General features: G+C 66.0%; 15 protein-coding genes. 3 read left to right on the top strand and 12 right to left on the bottom strand.

Going from position 1 to position 17,311, the window contains the following annotated elements; genetic code table 11:
• Positions 1-155 precede the first annotated feature (155 nt).
• Both FAZ97_RS21400 and ampC read left to right on the top strand, forming a co-directional pair.
• A complete protein-coding gene (locus FAZ97_RS21400; protein ID WP_158760409.1) occupies positions 156-1,724 on the top strand; it encodes a purine-cytosine permease family protein in 1,569 nt (522 codons plus the stop codon).
• Positions 1,725-1,805: 81 nt separating this feature from the next.
• A complete protein-coding gene (ampC, locus tag FAZ97_RS21395) occupies positions 1,806-2,984 on the top strand; it encodes a class C beta-lactamase (protein ID WP_407671824.1) in 1,179 nt (392 codons plus the stop codon).
• A 24-nt stretch (positions 2,985-3,008) separates the two neighbouring features.
• Here ampC and FAZ97_RS21390 read toward each other — a convergent pair whose 3' ends face one another.
• The 10 genes from FAZ97_RS21390 to FAZ97_RS21345 all read right to left on the bottom strand — a co-directional run bounded on the left by FAZ97_RS21390 (position 3,009) and on the right by FAZ97_RS21345 (position 12,721).
• The gene (locus FAZ97_RS21390) at positions 3,009-4,409 is read right to left on the bottom strand and encodes an ATP-binding protein (protein WP_158760407.1); all 1,401 of its coding nucleotides are present in this window, start codon (positions 4,407-4,409) and stop codon (positions 3,009-3,011) included.
• A complete protein-coding gene (locus tag FAZ97_RS21385; protein ID WP_158760406.1) occupies positions 4,406-5,068 on the bottom strand; it encodes a response regulator in 663 nt (220 codons plus the stop codon). The genes FAZ97_RS21390 and FAZ97_RS21385 overlap by 4 nt, the downstream gene beginning before the upstream one ends.
• Positions 5,069-5,155: 87 nt before the next feature.
• Positions 5,156-6,193, bottom strand: a complete 1,038-nt coding sequence (locus tag FAZ97_RS21380; RefSeq protein ID WP_158760405.1) for an Ldh family oxidoreductase — start codon at positions 6,191-6,193, stop codon at positions 5,156-5,158.
• A 92-nt stretch (positions 6,194-6,285) separates the two neighbouring features.
• A complete protein-coding gene (locus tag FAZ97_RS21375; protein ID WP_158760404.1) occupies positions 6,286-7,200 on the bottom strand; it encodes a dihydrodipicolinate synthase family protein in 915 nt (304 codons plus the stop codon).
• A 173-nt stretch (positions 7,201-7,373) separates the two neighbouring features.
• Positions 7,374-8,156, bottom strand: coding sequence for an AraC family transcriptional regulator (locus FAZ97_RS21370; protein WP_233271724.1), 783 nt, complete (start codon positions 8,154-8,156; stop codon positions 7,374-7,376).
• A 90-nt stretch (positions 8,157-8,246) separates the two neighbouring features.
• Complete coding sequence (locus FAZ97_RS21365) at positions 8,247-9,515, bottom strand: NAD(P)/FAD-dependent oxidoreductase (protein WP_158760403.1); 1,269 nt, start codon at positions 9,513-9,515, stop codon at positions 8,247-8,249.
• Positions 9,512-9,787, bottom strand: a complete 276-nt coding sequence (locus FAZ97_RS21360) for a 2Fe-2S iron-sulfur cluster-binding protein (protein WP_158760402.1) — start codon at positions 9,785-9,787, stop codon at positions 9,512-9,514. Before FAZ97_RS21360 ends, FAZ97_RS21365 begins: the two co-directional genes overlap by 4 nt.
• Positions 9,780-10,955, bottom strand: coding sequence for an NAD(P)/FAD-dependent oxidoreductase (locus tag FAZ97_RS21355; protein WP_158760401.1), 1,176 nt, complete (start codon positions 10,953-10,955; stop codon positions 9,780-9,782). Before FAZ97_RS21355 ends, FAZ97_RS21360 begins: the two co-directional genes overlap by 8 nt.
• Positions 10,937-11,896, bottom strand: a complete 960-nt coding sequence (locus tag FAZ97_RS21350; RefSeq protein WP_325073244.1) for a 4-hydroxyproline epimerase — start codon at positions 11,894-11,896, stop codon at positions 10,937-10,939. Before FAZ97_RS21350 ends, FAZ97_RS21355 begins: the two co-directional genes overlap by 19 nt.
• 117 nt (positions 11,897-12,013) lie before the next feature.
• Positions 12,014-12,721, bottom strand: a complete 708-nt coding sequence (locus FAZ97_RS21345) for a TetR/AcrR family transcriptional regulator (protein WP_199272119.1) — start codon at positions 12,719-12,721, stop codon at positions 12,014-12,016.
• 64 nt (positions 12,722-12,785) lie between these two features.
• Between FAZ97_RS21345 and shc the strand changes: the two genes are divergently transcribed.
• On the top strand, positions 12,786-14,819 hold the full coding sequence (gene shc, locus FAZ97_RS21340) for a squalene--hopene cyclase (protein WP_158760398.1): 2,034 nt from the start codon (positions 12,786-12,788) through the stop codon (positions 14,817-14,819).
• 39 nt (positions 14,820-14,858) lie between these two features.
• Here shc and FAZ97_RS21335 read toward each other — a convergent pair whose 3' ends face one another.
• Both FAZ97_RS21335 and FAZ97_RS21330 read right to left on the bottom strand, forming a co-directional pair.
• The gene (locus FAZ97_RS21335; protein ID WP_158760397.1) at positions 14,859-16,538 is read right to left on the bottom strand and encodes a purple acid phosphatase family protein; all 1,680 of its coding nucleotides are present in this window, start codon (positions 16,536-16,538) and stop codon (positions 14,859-14,861) included.
• Between the two features lie 375 nt (positions 16,539-16,913).
• A complete protein-coding gene (locus FAZ97_RS21330) occupies positions 16,914-17,300 on the bottom strand; it encodes a hypothetical protein (RefSeq protein WP_158760396.1) in 387 nt (128 codons plus the stop codon).
• Positions 17,301-17,311 lie beyond the last annotated feature (11 nt).

Genomic DNA, 17,311 nt, shown 5'->3' with positions numbered 1-17,311 from the left:
CGGTGCGTGCCATACATTGGCTGCGCATGATGTAAACGTATGGAATGCAGAATAATTAGGCCGCTGCGATCGATTAAAGTGGGCGAGAGACGTTGATAGTACGTTGACTGGTTGCTTGCATGCACAACCAGATCGGCGTGGTAAGGAGTGAGACAATGAGCGACAACAGCATTACCCAGATCGAAACCTTCGGTTTCGAACGCATTCCCGATGCATCGCGCTACGCGCGTCCCATCGACCTTTTCAGGCTGCTGTTCGGCGGCTGCAATACCTTCTCCACCTCGGTGCTGGGCAGTTTCCCGGTGCTGGTGGGCCTCTCGTTCAAGGCAGGCGTGTGGTCCATCTTGCTTGGCGTGCTGGCCGGCACTTGCATTCTCGCGCCCATGAGCCTGTTCGGTCCGCGTAACGGCACGAGCGATCCGGTTTCGTCCGGAGCGCACTTCGGCATACACGGGCGTATAGTGGGCTCGTTCCTCGCGCTGCTGACGTCGATTGCGTTCTTCGCGCTCGCCGTCTGGAGCTCGGGCGATGCGCTCGTCGGCGGCGCGCACAACATGATTGGCGTACCGGTCAACACCTGGACGCTCGGCTCGGCCTACATGGTGTTCGCGGTGCTCGTGGTGGTGGTGTGCATCTACGGCTTTCGCTTCATGCTGTGGGTGAACAAGATCGCCGTGTGGGCCGCGAGTCTCATGTTCGTGGTGGGCGCTTTCGCGTTCGCGGGCGCGTTCGATCCGGGCTACGCCGGCACGCTGCACGAGGGCGGCGCGGGCTTCTGGGTGGCGTTCGTGAGCGCCGTGCTCGTGGCGTTGAGCAACCCGGTGTCGTTCGCCTCGACGCTCGGCGACTGGGCGCGCTACATTCCGCAGCACACGCCGCGCCACCGCGTGATGGGCGCTGTCTTCGCCGCGCAGATCGCCACCTTCGTGCCGTTCTTCTTCGGCCTCGTCACGGCCACGCTCATCGCGACGAAAGCACCGAGCTATATCGCCTCGAACGACTATGTGGGCGGGCTGCTCGCCGTGTCGCCGCGCTGGTTCCTGCTGCCTACGTGCCTCATTGCGATTATCGGCGGCATGTCGACGGGCACGACCGCGCTGTACGGCACCGGCCTCGACATGTCGAGCATGTTCCCGAGGCTCCTGAACCGCGTGCGCGCGACCATGCTGATCGGCACGCTGGCTATCGGCTTCATCTTCGTCGGCCGCTTCGCGTTCAATCTCGTGGAAAGCGTCTCGACGTTCTCCACGCTGATCTGCACGTTCAGCTGCCCGTGGATGGCGATCATGGTGATCGGCTTCATCACGCGCCGCGGCCACTACCTCGCGGACGACCTCCAGGTCTTCAATCGCGGCGGCCGCGGCGGCCACTACTGGTTCACGCACGGCTGGAATTTGCGCGCGATGGGCGCCTGGTTGCCGGCGGCGTTCCTGGGGCTGTCGTTCGTGAATCTGCCGGGGCAATTCGTCGGCCCGCTCGGTTCGCTGGCGGGTGGGCTCGATCTGAGCGTGCCGGTTTCGCTGGCGGTGGGCGGCATGATCTATGTCGTACTGCTCACGATCTTCCCCGAGCCGGATGCCGTGTATGGCCGCGAAGGGCGCCGCTTTGTACGCGGCGGTGTGCGCGGGCATGCCGCTACGCCGGTTCACGCTTCGCGCAAGCGCGAAGAACAGACTGCTGGCGCGGTGCGTGAACTGCAACGCAGCCCGGAGTACGCCGAGTAAGGGGTAGACGCGGGGCGCCTGGCCGGAGGCCCTCGCGCGTAGACCGGGTAAGATCACGGCTTTTGCGCTCCGCGCAAGGAGGTGATCTTGCTTCGTTCACTCGCAAAGTTCTGTGCCGGCGCGCTGCTCGTCGCCGTCGCGCTGAACCGTCCTGCCATTGGCGCGGAAGCCGCCACCGGCAGCGACGCGCAAATACGCGAAGCCGCGCTCGCGTTCATGCGCGAGAACGGCATTCCCGGCCTCGCGATCGGCGTGACCGTGAACGGCACGCAGCGCTTCTACAACTTCGGCGTTGCATCGAAGGAAACGGGCGAGCCCGTCACGAACGCAACGCTCTTCGAACTTGGGTCGATGAGCAAGACCTTCGCCGCCACGCTCGCCGGTTGGGCGCAAGTGAACGGCAGGCTCGCGCTCGATGCGCCAGTGAGCCGCTATTTGCCCGACACGCGCGGCACGCCGTTCGGCGCGCTGACGCTCATCAATCTCGGCACGCACACGGGGGGCGGCTTCCCGCTGCAGGTGCCCGACGAAGTGACGAACGACGCACAGCTGATGGCATGGCTCAAGGCATGGCGGCCGCGCTATCCGGCGGGCACGCAGCGCACCTATGCGAACCCGAGCATCGGCATGTTCGCGCGTATCACAGCGCAGCAGCTCGGCATGAGCTATGCGGACGCCGTGGAGAAAACGCTGTTTCCGAAGCTGGGGCTCGCGCACACGTTCATTCGCGTGCCCGCCGATCAGCTCGCGAGCTATGCGCAGGGCTACAACAGCAAGGACATGCCCGTGCGCCTGAACCCCGGCGTGCTCGCCGACGAAGCCTACGGCGTGAAATCGAATACGCGCGACATGCTGCGCTTTCTCGAAGCGAACATGGGCGTGGTCGTTGTCGAGCCGCAGTTGCAGCGCGCGCTGGAGGCTACGCATGTGGGCTATTTCCGCACGGGTCCGTATATTCAGGACCTCGTCTGGGAGCAGTACGCGCAGCCGGTGAGGCTCAATGATCTCGTGCAAGGCAACGCGAACTTCATGGTGCTGGAGGACAACCCGGCCACGGCGTTGATCCCGCCGCTGCCGCCGCAGTCCGATACGTTGCTCGACAAGACGGGCGCGACCAGCGGCTTTGGTGGCTATCTCGCGTTCGAGCCCGCGCGCAAGACGGCCATCGTCATTCTTGCCAACCGCAATCACCCCACCGAATCGCGCGTGCGGTTCGCGTATCGCGTGCTGGAACTCGTGAAGGGCGCACCGGCGCAGTAATCCGTAGCGAGGGTGGGCGCGGCCTCAGGCCGAATCGCTCGTCGCCCGGGCGGCTCGACTGGCGGGCGCATTCGTGGTGGTCACAGGCACTTCGTGCGCAGGCAATCCGCTCACCGCTGCCGTGAGCCCGCGACCGCCCGGGTTGTTGCGCAGCGTGAACGTGAGGCCCTGACGCTGCGCGATGCGCGCCACGATCGACAGGCCAAGTCCGCTGCCCGTGCCCTGGGCATGATCGCCACGGAAGAAGCGGTCGAGCACGCGTTCGAGATCGCCTTCGGGAATGCCGGGCCCGTTATCGATGACCTCGAAGCCGAGCGTGTCCTGTGAGCGCGTGAGCACGAGATCGATCTTGCCGCCTGCTGGTGTGTAGCGGATCGCGTTGTCGAGCAGGTTGTTCAACAGCGTGTTCAGGCCGTGTGCGTCGGCGCTCACGTTGCAGATGCACTCGGGCGTAACGGGCGGCCGCGACTCCAGACCGAGGTCGATGCCTTTTTCCTCCGCGAGCAGCGAGAAGTCGCCGATGGCCTGTTCGCCGAGGCGCCGCAGACTCACGATCGCGGCGGGGGCGCTCGCTTGCGCATCTTCTCGCGCGAGCGTGAGCAGTTGCTGCACGAGGCGTATCGTCCGGTTCAGGCGCGTTTGCATGCGCTCGAGCGTGAGCGGCTCGCCGTTCAGCGTGCCGTCGTGCAGCGCCGCCTGCCATTGCAGCTTGAGCGCGGCGAGCGGCGAGCGTAGTTCGTGCGCCGCGTCGGCGATGAAGGTGCGCTGCGCCTGCGAGGCCGCATTCAACCGGTCCAGCAGATCGTTGAGCGCGACGACGAGCGGGCGCAGCTCGACGGGCACCGAACCATCGAGGCGCAACGGCTCGAGCGCATGAGCCGAGCGCGCGGCGAGCAGCGCCGACAACGCGCGCACCGGCGCGAGCCCGCGCGTCACCACGAACAGCACGAGCACGATGGCGACCGGCACGAGCAGCGCGAGCGGCCACAGCGTATGCAGCGCGAGGTGCAGCGCCAGCCCGTCGCGCACGGAAATGGGCTGTGCGACCTGAACGAAGCGCTCCGGCTGTGCGAAGCCGTAGACGCGCCAATGCACCTCGTCGTCCTCGATCGTGCGAAAGCCCGTGGGCTGGCGCGGCAGAACGGGCGTTTCCTGTGAGCGGTAAATCAGCTTGCCGTCGCGGTCCCAGATCTGGATGAGTATCCGGTCGTCGGCGATCTCGTCGAAACCGGGGCCGGACTTCTCGACTTCGCGCGCCGTCGCGACGTTCGCGGGCATGGAAAGCGCCACGGCGTGCAGCTCGTAATCGAACAGCTCGCCCGCTTCGTCGCGCGCGGTGTGAAAAATGCCGAAGCCCGCCACCAAGGCAGCGGCCGCGAAGCCGCAGATGAGCCAGCCCAGCAGGCGGCGGCGGATGGAGTTCATTCCGATCTCTTGAGCCGGTAGCCCACGCCGCGCACGGTCACGATCTGGTCGGTGCCGATCTTGCGGCGCAAGCTGTGCACATGCACCTCGATCGCGTTGCTGCCGACTTCCTCGCCCCAGCCGTACATGCGCTCTTCGAGTTCGGCCTTCGTGAATACGCGCGCGGGCTGCTCGATGAGCACGCGCAGCAGTGCGAATTCGCGCGGCACGAGCGCGACGTTCTCGCCGTCTTTGGTCACCTCGTGCGCGGCGGGGTCGAGCGCGAGGCCGCAGTGCGTGTAGACCGGCTGCTTCTGGCCTGTGCGGCGGCGTAGCATGGCGCGCGTGCGGGCGGCCAGCTCGTCGAGATCGAAGGGCTTGATCAGGTAGTCGTCGGCGCCGGCGTCGAGCCCGGCGATGCGGTCCGTGACCGAGTCGCGCGCGGTGAGGATCAGCACGGCCGCTTCCCCGCCCTTGCGGCGGTACCCGTTGAGCACCTCGATACCGTCTTTCTTCGGCAGCCCGAGATCGAGCAGCACGAGGTCGTACACGTCGTTGTCGAGCGAAAGCTCGGCTTCCCGCCCGTCGCGCGCCCAGTCGACGGCATGACCCTCGCGGCGCATCGAATCGAGCACCGTTTCGGCAATCATTTCATCGTCTTCCACCAGCAACAGGCGCATCGCTCGCTCCCCTAATTCCAGCCTTACATTGTCGCTCATCCCGGCTTAACCGGTGCTTAAGCGGCACGCAAAGGGAGCGCCCGGCAATCAGTCGAGGAGTTTCAGCACATCGTCATAGAGCGCGCGCGGCACCTTCACGCCATCGCGTTCGCTGCGCCCGCGCGCTTCGAACCGGCGCTGCGACGGCAAGCGCGCGCCCTGCGCGGTGATGGCGGCGAAGAGCCGCTCCGCGCGTGCCTGACCGGCTTCGTAGCCATCGCCGCCGAAACGCCGGGGATCGATCGCGATCACGAGCTCACCGTGGCAAGGGCTCGCACCCGCACCGCCGTCGAAGGCCTGCGACTCCATGCTCGTGAGGTCGCCGATCAGCGCGCCCGCAAGCAGCTCGATCATGGCCGCGAGCGCCGAGCCCTTGTGGCCGCCGAAGGTTTGCATCGCGCCGTCCAGCGCCGCGCGGGCGTCGGTGGTGGGCTGGCCGTCGCTGTTCAGCGCCCAGTGCGGCGGAATCGGCTTGCCTTCGCGCGCGTGCAGTTCGATGTCGCCGCGCGCAATGGCGCTCGTGGCGAAGTCGAACACGAACGGCAGGCCGCCTTCGCGCGGCCACGCGAACGCCAGCGGATTCGTGCCGAACACGCCGCGCGTGCCGCCGGCGGGCGCCACCCAGCTATGGCTCGGGTTCATCGCGATGCCCACGAGCCCTTGCGCGGCGATGGCTTCGACCTCGGGCCACAGCGCCGAGAAATGAAAGCAGTGGTTGATGGTCATCGCCGCGACGCCCTGGCTGCGCGCTTTCTGCGCGAGCACGGGCAGGCCGGTTTCGAATGCGAGCAGCGAAAAGCCATAGTGCGCGTCCACGGCCAGCACGCCAGGCGCGATATCGCGCAGCGTGGGCTCGGCGCGCGCGTCGACCTTGCCGCTCTTGAGCGAACGCGCGCACACGAGCAGGCGATAGATGCCATGCGAGTGGCATTCGTCGCGCTGGCCTTGCGTGATGACGCGCGCGATCGCGTCGGCATGCGCCTCGGACATCCCGTGCCGCAGCAGCACGTTGCGGGAGAGCGTGAAGACTTCGTCTAGCGTGAGGACGACCGGTTCGGGTGCGTCGTTCGTGACGGTGCTGGACATGGCATCCCAGTGTAAAAAGACAAACCGGGCCGACGTGGCCCGGTTTCGGTGACAAGGAAGAAGCGCTGCGGAGAGGCGTGCTTAAGTCAGTCTTATAGACCGACGTCCGGCAGGGCGGGGCGCGTAGCGAGCGCCTTCTCGACCACGGCCTTCACGTGTGCGAGCGCCTCGCCTTCGAGCGGCAGGCGCGGCGGACGCGTGGTCGCGCTGCCGCGGCCCACCAGTTCTTCGCACAGCTTGATGCACTGCACGAGGTCGGGGCGTGCGTCGAGGTGCAGCAGCGGCATGAACCAGCGATACAGCGCGAGCGCTTCGTCGAAACGTTTTTGCTTCGCGAGACGGAACAGCGTTTCGCCTTCCTTCGGGAACACATTCGACATGCCCGAGACCCAGCCTTGCGCGCCCACGGCCACGCTTTCGACCACCACGTCGTCGAGGCCCGCGAACAGCACGAAGCGGTCGCCCACGGCATTGCGCAGGTCGATGAAGCGGCGCGTATCGCCAGACGAATCCTTGAAGCAGACGATATTTTCGCAATCCTGAAGAGCGATCAGGATGTCGGGCGTGACGTCGTTCTTGTAGATCGGCGGGTTGTTGTAGACCATCACCGGCACGTCGGTGCTGGAGGCCACGGCGCGGAAATGCGCGGCAGTTTCGTGCGGCTTCGAGGAATACACGAGCGCCGGCATGACCATCACGCCGTCCACGCCCACGCGAGCCGCTTCCTTCACGGTTTGACGCGCGAACTCGGTCGTGAATTCGGCGATGCCCGCGATGACCGGCACCTTGCCGCCGGCGGCATCGCGCGCGGCCTCGATCACGGCGATCTTTTCATGCGTCGCGAGCGAGGTGTTCTCGCCGACGGTGCCGCATACCACGAGACCCGACACGCCGTCCTTGACGAGATTGCTCACCACCCGGTGCGTGGCGTCGATATCGACCGAGAAGTCCGCCTTGAACTGCGTGCTGACGGCGGGAAACACCCCGCTCCACTGGATAGCGCTCACTGTGACTCACTCCTTGAATGCGTAGCGGCTCGTGCCGCGGTACGTGTTGAATGTGAGTGCAGTATCGCTGTCCAAATCGTTTGGCGCTTGAGGCCTTTCGTGCTTCAAAAAGACGAAATCTGCATAGTCGGGCATGGCCTGGGGAGAACCCTGGGCCGCCGCACGCGGCGTGCTCAACCGCCGGGCGTCTGCGCGCTGGCGGGCGTTTGCAGCAACGCGCGGTACTGGCTTGGCGTGACGCCCACCGTGGCCTTGAATTGCCGCGTGAACGCGCTGTGATCGTTATAGCCGCATTGGGTGGCGATGTCGGTGATGCTCAGGTCGCTCGCAAGCAGCACCGAGGCCGCATCCAGGCGCGTTTTCAGCAGCATCTGGCGCGGCGTGAGGTGAAAGATCTTGTGGAAGTAACGCTCGATCTGCGCCACCGACATGTTGATGAGCTTCGCCAGGTGCGCGAGCTTGAGCGGTTGCGCATAGTTGTCCTGGATGTACTTCGCGGCGACCGCGAGCCGCTGGTAAGCGGGGTGCGTGCCTTCGGCGGCCTGCAGGTCGCGCGAAATGCCCGCCACGCCCAGCACGCGGCCGCGCGCGTCGTGCAGCGGGACTTTCGAGGTGAGGCACCAGCCCGGTTGCCGGCCTGGATACAGGTGCAGTTCGAGCTGGTCGATCAGGCTGCTGCCCTGGCGCACGACGGCCTGGTCCTGGGCGGTATAGCTGTGACCGAAGCGGGAGGGGAACACCTGCTCAGCCGTCTTGCCGAGCAGCGCGCGTTTGTCCTTGAAGCCGCAGCGCGCGGCGAGCGTGGTGTTCGCGATCACGTAGCGCGCCTCGTCGTCCTTTACGAAGAACACCACGTCGGGCATGGCGTCGAACAGCGGTTCGAGCATGGCGAAATGCGCGACCATCTGCGCAAACGTGGCGTTTTCGAGGGCGGCGGGCAGAACCAGTTCGGGCATCGCGTGGCGCTTGGGGCGGGATCGGCGGGAAGTCTCTATTGTGCCGATTTGCGCGCGCTCGCGCATCTGCAACAAAAAGCGTGTGCGGCGCTACTCCGCTGCTTCTGCGTGCAGCAACGTGCCGATGCGCGCGGGCGAGAACGGCGGGCGTTGGCCGTTTTGCGGCCAGCCGAAGCAGAACGCCGCCGCCTCGCCGCAAATCTTGCCCTGGCAGGGCCCCATGCCGCAGCGCGTCTGCAGCTTGGCGTCGCGCCACGACGCGTGGCGGGCGACGTCGCGATACGCGACGTCCTCGCAACGGCAAAACACGGTGTCGGGCTGCGGGAGCGCGCGCAACGCTGGGTCGAGTTCGAATGCTGCGTGCAGGCGCACGGCGAAACGGCGGTAACGTTCGCGCTCGGCGAACTGGCGCTGGGCGTTCGCGTTGTCCCCGAGCGCGGCGTAGGCCGCGATGCGGCCTTCCACCGCCGCGAGTTCCATGCCGCCCACGCCCGTGCATTCGCCCGCTGCGTAAATGGCATCGGCGGAAGTCTGTTGCCATTCGTTCACGGCGATGGCGGGGGAGCCCGCAAGGGTTTCGAGGCGGCAATCAAGCGCTGCGCCAAAGCCCGTATTGGGCACGAGGCCATAGGCGCACGCGAGCCGGTCGCAATCGATCAGCATCTCGTCGTTGCCGCGCCGCACGCGCACCTGCGTCGCGCGCGTTGTGCCGATCGCCTCGGTCACGTAGGCACCGCACCGGTAAGGCGTAGCGCGCAGATCGAAGCGCATGCGTAGCGCCTGCGCGAGTTTCGCGGGCGTATGCATGAGGCCGGCCGCGAAGCGGCGCACCGCTTGCGAAGGCGCCTGTTCGACGATGGCGGCGATCGTCGCGCCATGCTGATGCGCGGTCAAGGCGGCGGCCCACAGCAGCGGCCCGCTGCCCGCGATGACGATACGCTCCCCGCGCACGGGCATGCCGCCCTTGATGAGCGCCTGCAAGCCGCCCGCGCCGGTGACGCCCGGCAAGGTCCAGCCGGGATAGGGCAGGAAGCGTTCGCGCGCGCCAGAGGCGATGATGAGCTTGCCGTAAGCGAGCGTGAGCGCCCGGTCGGCGCTTTCCGCGAGCAGTTGCCGCCCCGGCAGCGCTTGGACGATGCGGGTTCCGCTGAGCAGCGTGACGTTCGCGCGTGCAGCGAGCGCATCGAGCACGGCTCGCGCGGGGCCCGTCGCGCGATGGCCGGGACCCTGGCGCCAGATCTGGCCGCCAGGCAGCGCATTGTCATCGACGATGCCTACGCTCGCGCCAGCCTCCGCGGCAATACGCGCGGCGTTCAATCCGGCGGGACCGGCGCCAATGATCAGGATATCGAACTTCATGGCGTTGCATTTCCGGTGACGACGCTCATGTCTGCAACGCAAACCGTCTGGCACGCCAGACGATGCGGCACGCCGTCGATGGTGACGCGGCATTCCTGGCAGATCCCCATACCGCACAGCGGCCCGCGCGGTGCGCCGGTCACCGAACGCCGCGTGACGGGCGCGGTATGTTCCGCTTGTGCGGCGACGGCGATGGCTGCCGCCACCGAACTGCCTCGCGCAACGCTCACTTTGCGCCCGTCGATCGTCAACGTCGTATTGGCTTCAGACATGCACGACCCCTTGGGCAGCGAAGCGCGCGGGGAGATACGGCGTCGCGTCGATTTCGGCGGTACGTCCAAGCATTTGCGCGGCGATCAGCTTCGCGGTGCCGAGCGCCGTGGTGACGCCCAGGCCTTCGTGTCCGGTGGCGAGCCACATGGACGAATGGCCGTCGTCATCGGCGAACGAGGCAGCGGGGCCGATCAGCGGCATGCCGTCTCTCGACGCCGGGCGAAAGCCCGTCCATGCGCGAATCGCGTTGAGCGCGGGCAATTGCGGCAGATATTCAGTGGCGCGGCGCAGCATGCGCGCGAGAATCGCGGGCTCGACGGCGGGGTCCGTGCTGTCGAACTGCCGCGACGAGCCGATCAGCAATTGCCCGGTTGGCCGCGGCTGCACGTTGAATGCGACCGAGGTGCCACTCGCGTTATGTGCGCTCTTGATATAGCCGAGTTCGAGAATCTGATGGCGAATCGTGCCGGGATAGCGGTCGGTAATGAGCAGGTGTCCCTTCTTGGCCTGCAGCGGCAGGCGCGGCAGTAAATCGAGCGCCTGCAGGCCGTTCGCGACCAGCACCGCGCCCGCAGCAATGATTTCGCCATCGGCGAGATGCACGCCGGCGCGGTCGATACGCGCGACTTGCGTTTGCGTGCGGCAGGTAATCTTTCCGCTAACCGGTTGTTCGAGCAACCATGCCGCTACGGCAGGCGCGTATACGACGGCGTCGTTATCGACGGTCATGCCGCCTACCAGGCCATCGCGCAGTCCCGGTTCCGCTTCGCGCAGCTGCTGCGCGTCGAGCATCGAACACGCCACGCCTTGCTGGTGCAGCGTCTGCTGGCGCGCTTGCGCGAGCGCCAGTTCCTCGTCGTCGGCGGCGACCCAGAGCGTGCCGCAGCGCAAGAACGCATGGCGTTCGTCGAGGCGCGGCGCGAGCGCGTGCCACAACGCCAGCGACCACGCGCTCAGTGCGAACTCGGCTGGCGTGTCGTCCATCACGACGAGGTGACCCATGCCGGCGGCTGTCACGCCGCCGCCCACGCCTGCGCGCTCGATCACGAGTACATCCAGGCCCTGCGCCGCGAGTTCGTGCGCGCATGCCGCGCCCACGATACCTGCGCCGATCACAACAACATCATGTTGACTGCTCGAACCTTGCCTCACGCGGGAATGCCCCACGCGAACGGATCGTCGTCGGCGAAAATCAGTTTGGACTCCGCGCTAATATGCGCGCTGCCGCGTATGCTCGGGCGCACATGGCCTGCGGGGAGTTCGGGCGCGGTTTCATAGCTCGCCTCGAACACGCTGCCGATGATGCTTTCCTGGCGCCACTGCACGCCGGGCGCGAGCGTGCCGTCTGCGGCGAGGCACGCGACCTTCGCGCTCGTGCCGGTGCCGCACGGCGAACGGTCGTAGGCCTTGCCGGGACACAGCACGAAATTGCGGCTGTCGATGCCCGCCACGTCGGAGTGCGCGAAGAGTTCGATGTGGTCGATCACCGCGCCGTCCGCGCCGGTAATGCCGTTCGCTTCGAGCGCCTGACGCATCGCCCACGTGGCTTCGGTGAGCGCTTCGACGTTGCCCGCTTCGAGCGTGAGGTTGTGATCGGCGACGAGGAAGAACCAGTTGCCGCCCCAGGCGATGTCGCCGTGCACGCGGCCGTAGCCCGGCACGTCGAGCGGCACGGCCTCGCGATAGCGATACGCGGGCACGTTATGCACGGTGACGCTGCCGTCGGCGTGCAGTTCGGCTTCGACGTTGCCCACGGGCGTTTCGATGCGATGCACGCCGGGCGCGATACGCCCGAGATGCGCGAGCGACGCGATGAGGCCGATGGTGCCGTGCCCGCACATCCCGAGAAAGCCGACGTTGTTGAAGAAGATCACGCCAGCGGAGCAGGACGGATCATGCGGCTCGCACAGCAGCGCGCCGACCATGACGTCCGAGCCGCGCGGCTCGTTGACGACGCCCGCGCGCACGTGGTCGAAGTCGCGACGGAAAGCAGCGAGGCGTTCGGCGAGCGGGCCGTGGCCCAGCTCGGGGCCGCCTGCGATCACGAGGCGCGTGGGCTCGCCGCCCGTATGGGAGTCGATAACGGTCAGGGTTTTCATGCCGACAATCGTAGGGCGCGCCATTTTGGCCGTCTTGCTCGAACGGCCCTTGCGTGGTGACGATTTCGGCATAGTGCGCCGCGTGTGAATACGCGGCTCAGGGTGTTCCCCTGGCGTGTGCTTTCGTTAGTCTTTCACGAGCGCCAGTTGCTCCAGCTGGCGCACCACCTCGGCGCGCAGGCGCGGCGGCATGTTCTGGTAGCCGAGCAGGTCGGAGATCCACAGACCGTCCGCCGCGAGCCGGCAGATCATCAGACGGGCGGCGGCTTCGAGCGGCAGCGGGTCGGGGCGCGTCCACTTGCGCATGGGCGCGGCGTAGCGCTCGCGAATCGCGGGGTCGGTCATCATCGCGGCCACCAGCACACGCAGCACATTGGTGCTGGCGGCGGGGCTCGTTTCGTCGATGGTCGTGTGCAGGTAGGCGCGCGCGGCTGCACCGTGTTTGGGCGCGCCTTCCGCCACGCCCTCTTCGATGCGCGTTTGCATCTGCTGCTCGAATCGCGCGAGCGTCTGCTCGAAGAGCGCGTCGAGCAAGCCCTGCTTGTTGGCGAAGTGATATTGCAGCGCGCCCTTGGTCACGCCGGCGCGTTCGGCTACCGCGTCGAGCGTGACGGCGGGCACGCCTTGATCGGTGGCGATATCGGAAGCCGCCTGCAGCAATTGTGCGCGCACCTGGGCCGGAGCCTTCTTGCGGCGCGTGCCGGCGGCTGGAGCCAGGTCCTTGCGCGGGGAAGGGGGCTTCGAGGCCGCGGGAGCAGATGGGGCCGCTGCGTCAGCCGCCTTCGCGCTGCGCCTTGTCGCGCGCGCGGGCGCCTTGACGGACGAGTCTTTCATGGCGGCGATCATACCATTGCAGCCTTCGTGGCTAAACATTCCGTACGGATGGTATGATCCGCCGATGAAAAATTTCACCCCGCCTTTTACCGCTTCCGCGGCTGCCATGGCGGCGCTCGACGCCTCGATCGTTCGCGGCCGCGAAGCGCTCGTGCGACAGCAGGACGCCGATGGCAGCTGGTGCTTCGAGCTCGAATCGGACGCCACGATCACCGCCGAATACATCCTCATGATGCATTTCATGGGCAAGATCGACGTGGTGCGTCAGGAGAAGATGGCGCGCTACCTGCGCGACATTCAGCGTCTGCAGACGCACGGCGCATGGGACCTCTATGTGGACGGCGCGCCCGATGTCTCGTGCAGCGTGAAGGCATATTTCGCGTTGAAGGCGGCGGGGGATCCGGCCAATGCGCCGCACATGGTGCGCGCGCGTGAAGCCATTTTGAAGCTCGGCGGCGCGGCGAAGTCGAACGTGTTCACGCGCATCCTCCTCGCCACGTTCGGTCAAGTGCCGTGGCGCGCCACGCCGTTCATGCCGATCGAATTCGTGCTGTTCCCGAAATGGGTGCCCATTTCGATGTACAAGGTCGCCTACTGGGCGCGCACGACCATGGTGCCGCTGCTCGCGCTCTGCTCGTTGAAGGCGCGCGCGGCCAATCCTCACGATGTATCGATCGCCGAACTGTTCGTCACGCCGCCTGAAGAAGAGCGCGAATACTTTGCACGCGGCAAGGGCATCCGCCGGTTCTTTCTCGCGGCCGACCGCGCACTGCGCCATATCGAGCCGCTGCTGCCGCGCGCGCTGCGCCAGCGCGCCATGAAGCACGCCGAGGCCTGGTGCGCCGAGCGCATGAACGGCGAGGACGGCATGGGCGGCATCTTTCCGCCTATCGTCTACAGCTACCAGATGATGCAGGTGCTTGGGTATCCTGAAGATCATCCGCTGCGCCGCGATTGCGAGAATGCGCTGGAAAAACTGCTTGTCGAGCGCCCGGACGGCAGCGTGTATTGCCAGCCCTGTCTTTCGCCGGTTTGGGACACGGCATGGAGCACGATGGCGCTCGAGCAGGCGCGTACGGTCGTGTCCGCCGATCCGGCGTCGGCAACGGTCACCGACCAGGAACTGCAGCAGCGCATCGCGCGCGCGTATGACTGGCTCGCGGAGCGCCAGGTGGACGACGTGCGCGGCGACTGGATCGAGAACGCGCAGCCGGACACGCCGGTTGGCGGCTGGGCCTTCCAGTACGAGAACCCGTACTATCCCGACATCGACGACACGGCCGTGGTCGTTGCCATGCTCCATCGCCGTGGCCGCGGGGAGGCCCGCAAAACGGGCGTGGACCCCTACGCGGCGCGCGTGACGCGAGCGCTCGACTGGATGCGCGGCCTCCAATCTCGCAACGGCGGCTTCGCCGCGTTCGATGCCGATTGCGACCGCCTCTATCTGAACGCGATTCCCTTCGCGGATCACGGCGCGTTGCTCGACCCGCCAACCGAAGACGTATCGGGCCGTGTGCTGCTGTGCTTCGGCGTGACGGGCCGCACCGAAGACAAGGCGGCGCGCGCGCGCGCCATCGAGTACGTGAAGGCCACGCAGCAAGCCGACGGCAGCTGGTGGGGCCGCTGGGGCACCAACTACATTTACGGCACGTGGAGCGTGCTGGCGGGTCTCGCGCTCGCAGGTGAGGACCCGAGGCAGCCGTACATCGCACGCGCACTCGCGTGGCTGCGCGCACGCCAGCACGCGGACGGCGGCTGGGGCGAGACCAACGACAGCTATATCGACCCGCGCCTGGCCGGCACCAATGGCGGCGAAAGCACGTCGAATTTCACGGCGTGGGCGCTGCTCGCGCAAATGGCGTTCGGCGACTGGGAATCCGAATCGGTGCGGCGCGGCGTGGCGTATCTGCTATCCGTGCAGCAGGACGACGGGTTCTGGTGGCATCGCTCGCACAATGCGCCCGGGTTCCCGCGGATCTACTACCTCAAGTATCACGGCTACACGGCGTATTTTCCGCTGTGGGCGCTGTCGCGCTATCGGCGGCTGGCGGGCAATGCCGTTCAGGTGCGCGAAGTCGAAGAAGCCGCACTCGCATAGCGATTTCGACGCGGGGCGCAAGCGCCCCGCGTTGTCGTTTTACCGCGACTTCGAAAGCGTAATCGTTTCGAACAACTCATAATTCCCGGTCGGCGATTGATCGGCGCCCGGCGCGTGATAGTAGTTCATCGTGATCGTCGTCTTGCCGCCGTGCGTGCCGGGATCGACGTCGAACACCGCAATGCCATAGCCCGTGCCCGTATCGCGCTGTGCCGACCAGATCGCGTCTTCGAGCGCATCGGCCGTGGGCCGCGCGAAGGTGCCCGCGGTCGTGCCCGGCACCGGGTGGTTGGGCTTCGTGAACACCTGCGCCTGCGGATTGCCGTTGCCGGCGTCCACGCCATACACGTCGAGCGGCGCGCTCGTGCCGCCGCCGCCGAGGATCAGGTGGATCGTGCCGTGACTCGTGTCGAAGGTGTTGCCTGAACCCTGGGCATGCGTGACAGGACGCGGCTGCAGCGTATCGACGCTTGCGCCGGTCTTCGCATCGACGCCCGCGTGATGATTGCAGCCGCGCACCGGGTAGCTGCGCTCGTAGTCGTGATCGTGGCCGCACACCACGAGATCCACGCCATAGCGGTCGAAGACGGGCAGCCACGCTTCGCGTATGCCCTTGTCCGAACCATTTCCCGTTTTCGACGAGCTGAGCGCGTCCTGGTGCATCTGCACCACGATCCAGTCGATATCGTCGTCGTTCTTCGCCTGCTTCAGGGTCTGTTCGAGCCAGCGCGTTTGCACGCCATTGCTGTAGCCGCGCACGTAGAACGACGAGCCGGGCTGGATGGGGGCGTTGCCCGTGCTCGCGGCAGGCACGAGCGGCGCGGGGCCGGCCACGAAGGCGGCGGCGTCCTGATAGACCACGTCGTCGGCGTCGAGCGAGACGAACAGCACATTGCTCACGCGGAAGCTGTACCAGCGGCCCGGAAAATGCGTGCCGTTATCGGGCAGCGTATAGCGCGTGAGATACGAATTCAGACCCTGCGGACCGTTGTAGAACTCGATCTCGTGATTGCCGGGGCACGGCATCCACGGACGGTTTGCCGACGACGTCTGGTTGTTGTTGCCGAAGTCGCGCCACACGTCGGTCTGGTGCGCGGGATTCAGGTTCGCGTAGCAGAGGTCGCCATTGAGCAGATGAAAGAGCGGCTGGAAGCGCTCCACGGCTTCCACGGCGAAGCGGCTTTGCGGCGACGACAGCACCCAGCCCGTGTTCGGCGTGGCGAGGTCGCCGTAGCTCGTGAAGCGAAACGGTGCGCGTGCGCGCGGCGCGGTGGCGAAGCTCGAACTGAACGGGCTGCTCGCGCGGCTGTCGTTATCGGCGGTGACTTCGTAGCGATAGGTCGTGGCTGGCTCGAGGCCGCGCAGCCGCGCGTGATACGTGAACACGACATTGCCCGTGAGCCCGTCGGTATAGGTGCGCTGAACGGCGTGCACCGTCTCGTGCTTGCCGCGATCGGCGCTGTAGATCACGCGCGGATTCGTGGAGGAGGCGAGCGATGCCCACGAAACGACGACTTCGCGCGTCGGGTCTTCGCCCCAGGTGAGGTGGATCTGCTCGGGCGTGCCGTCGGGCGTGGCGGCGTCCGCCTTCGCGCTGCCCGCGAAAGCGCTGGCGGCGCTCGCGAAGCCGGAAGCGCCGGCAAGCTTCAGGAAGCCGCGGCGCGAGACACTGGCGCCGCTTTCGTTGGATGCATTCTCGGGGATGTCTTTTTTCGTCATGTCGTCTCGCCTCGGGAGCAGAAGGCGACGCCTGCGCTGGCGGACTTGCATGACTGACGCGCGCGGGCGCAAGCATCGCAGGGTGAGTGTCTGCGCAACGATGGCGCGCTTGCATGACCTGGCGATGACACTGCCCTTATTCTACGTGGCGCAGCAGGCCGCGTTTTTCTCGTGCGGCCTGCTGTGACTGACTGAGCCGTCCGTATCGATACAGGACCTGCTCAGGCTCAGGCGCGGCGTGAGCCGGTGACGGCAGTTCGCTTAGAAGTTAATTAACGTCGTTGTACGGGTTGTCGTTGTTGAACGGATTCATCGCGATGTTGCCGTCGAAGCCGGAGCACGTGCCTGGAGACGGCGAACACAAAAAGCCGACCTTCATGTGCCAGCTTTGGAAATTTCGCCTGAATCAGCCGATTCCATCGTGATTTCGATTGAATTGAACTCGACAATTACCTCGGCTCCGCACGTTGAAAAGAGGCGTGCAATATTGCTGGGGTGACTATCGGTCCATCGTTGGGCCTTAGCGAGTATCTGCTGTGCTGTCTCATATTGGGGGCTGCCCGGATTCAGCGGCTCAATCCTGTACACGATATTTTGCAGGCCAAAATCCTGCAGAGCACAACGATTGATTCCTATGAATGACACAAGTGCGCGCCGCTCTTGTAGATACAAGCCAAGCGTCAATGTTTCGCTTTCTTTGGAAACGTGGACAGTGTCTAGATACCAATCGTGGAATTGGTTGAACGCTTTCAGGTCATTCATGTCTCTTCCTG

Origin of the sequence: Paraburkholderia acidiphila, assembly GCF_009789655.1 — a bacterium.
Classification (GTDB): Bacteria; Pseudomonadota; Gammaproteobacteria; order Burkholderiales; family Burkholderiaceae; genus Paraburkholderia; species Paraburkholderia acidiphila.
Note: the sequence above shows the minus strand (reverse complement) of the source record. Positions and strands in the feature narration are given on the sequence as shown.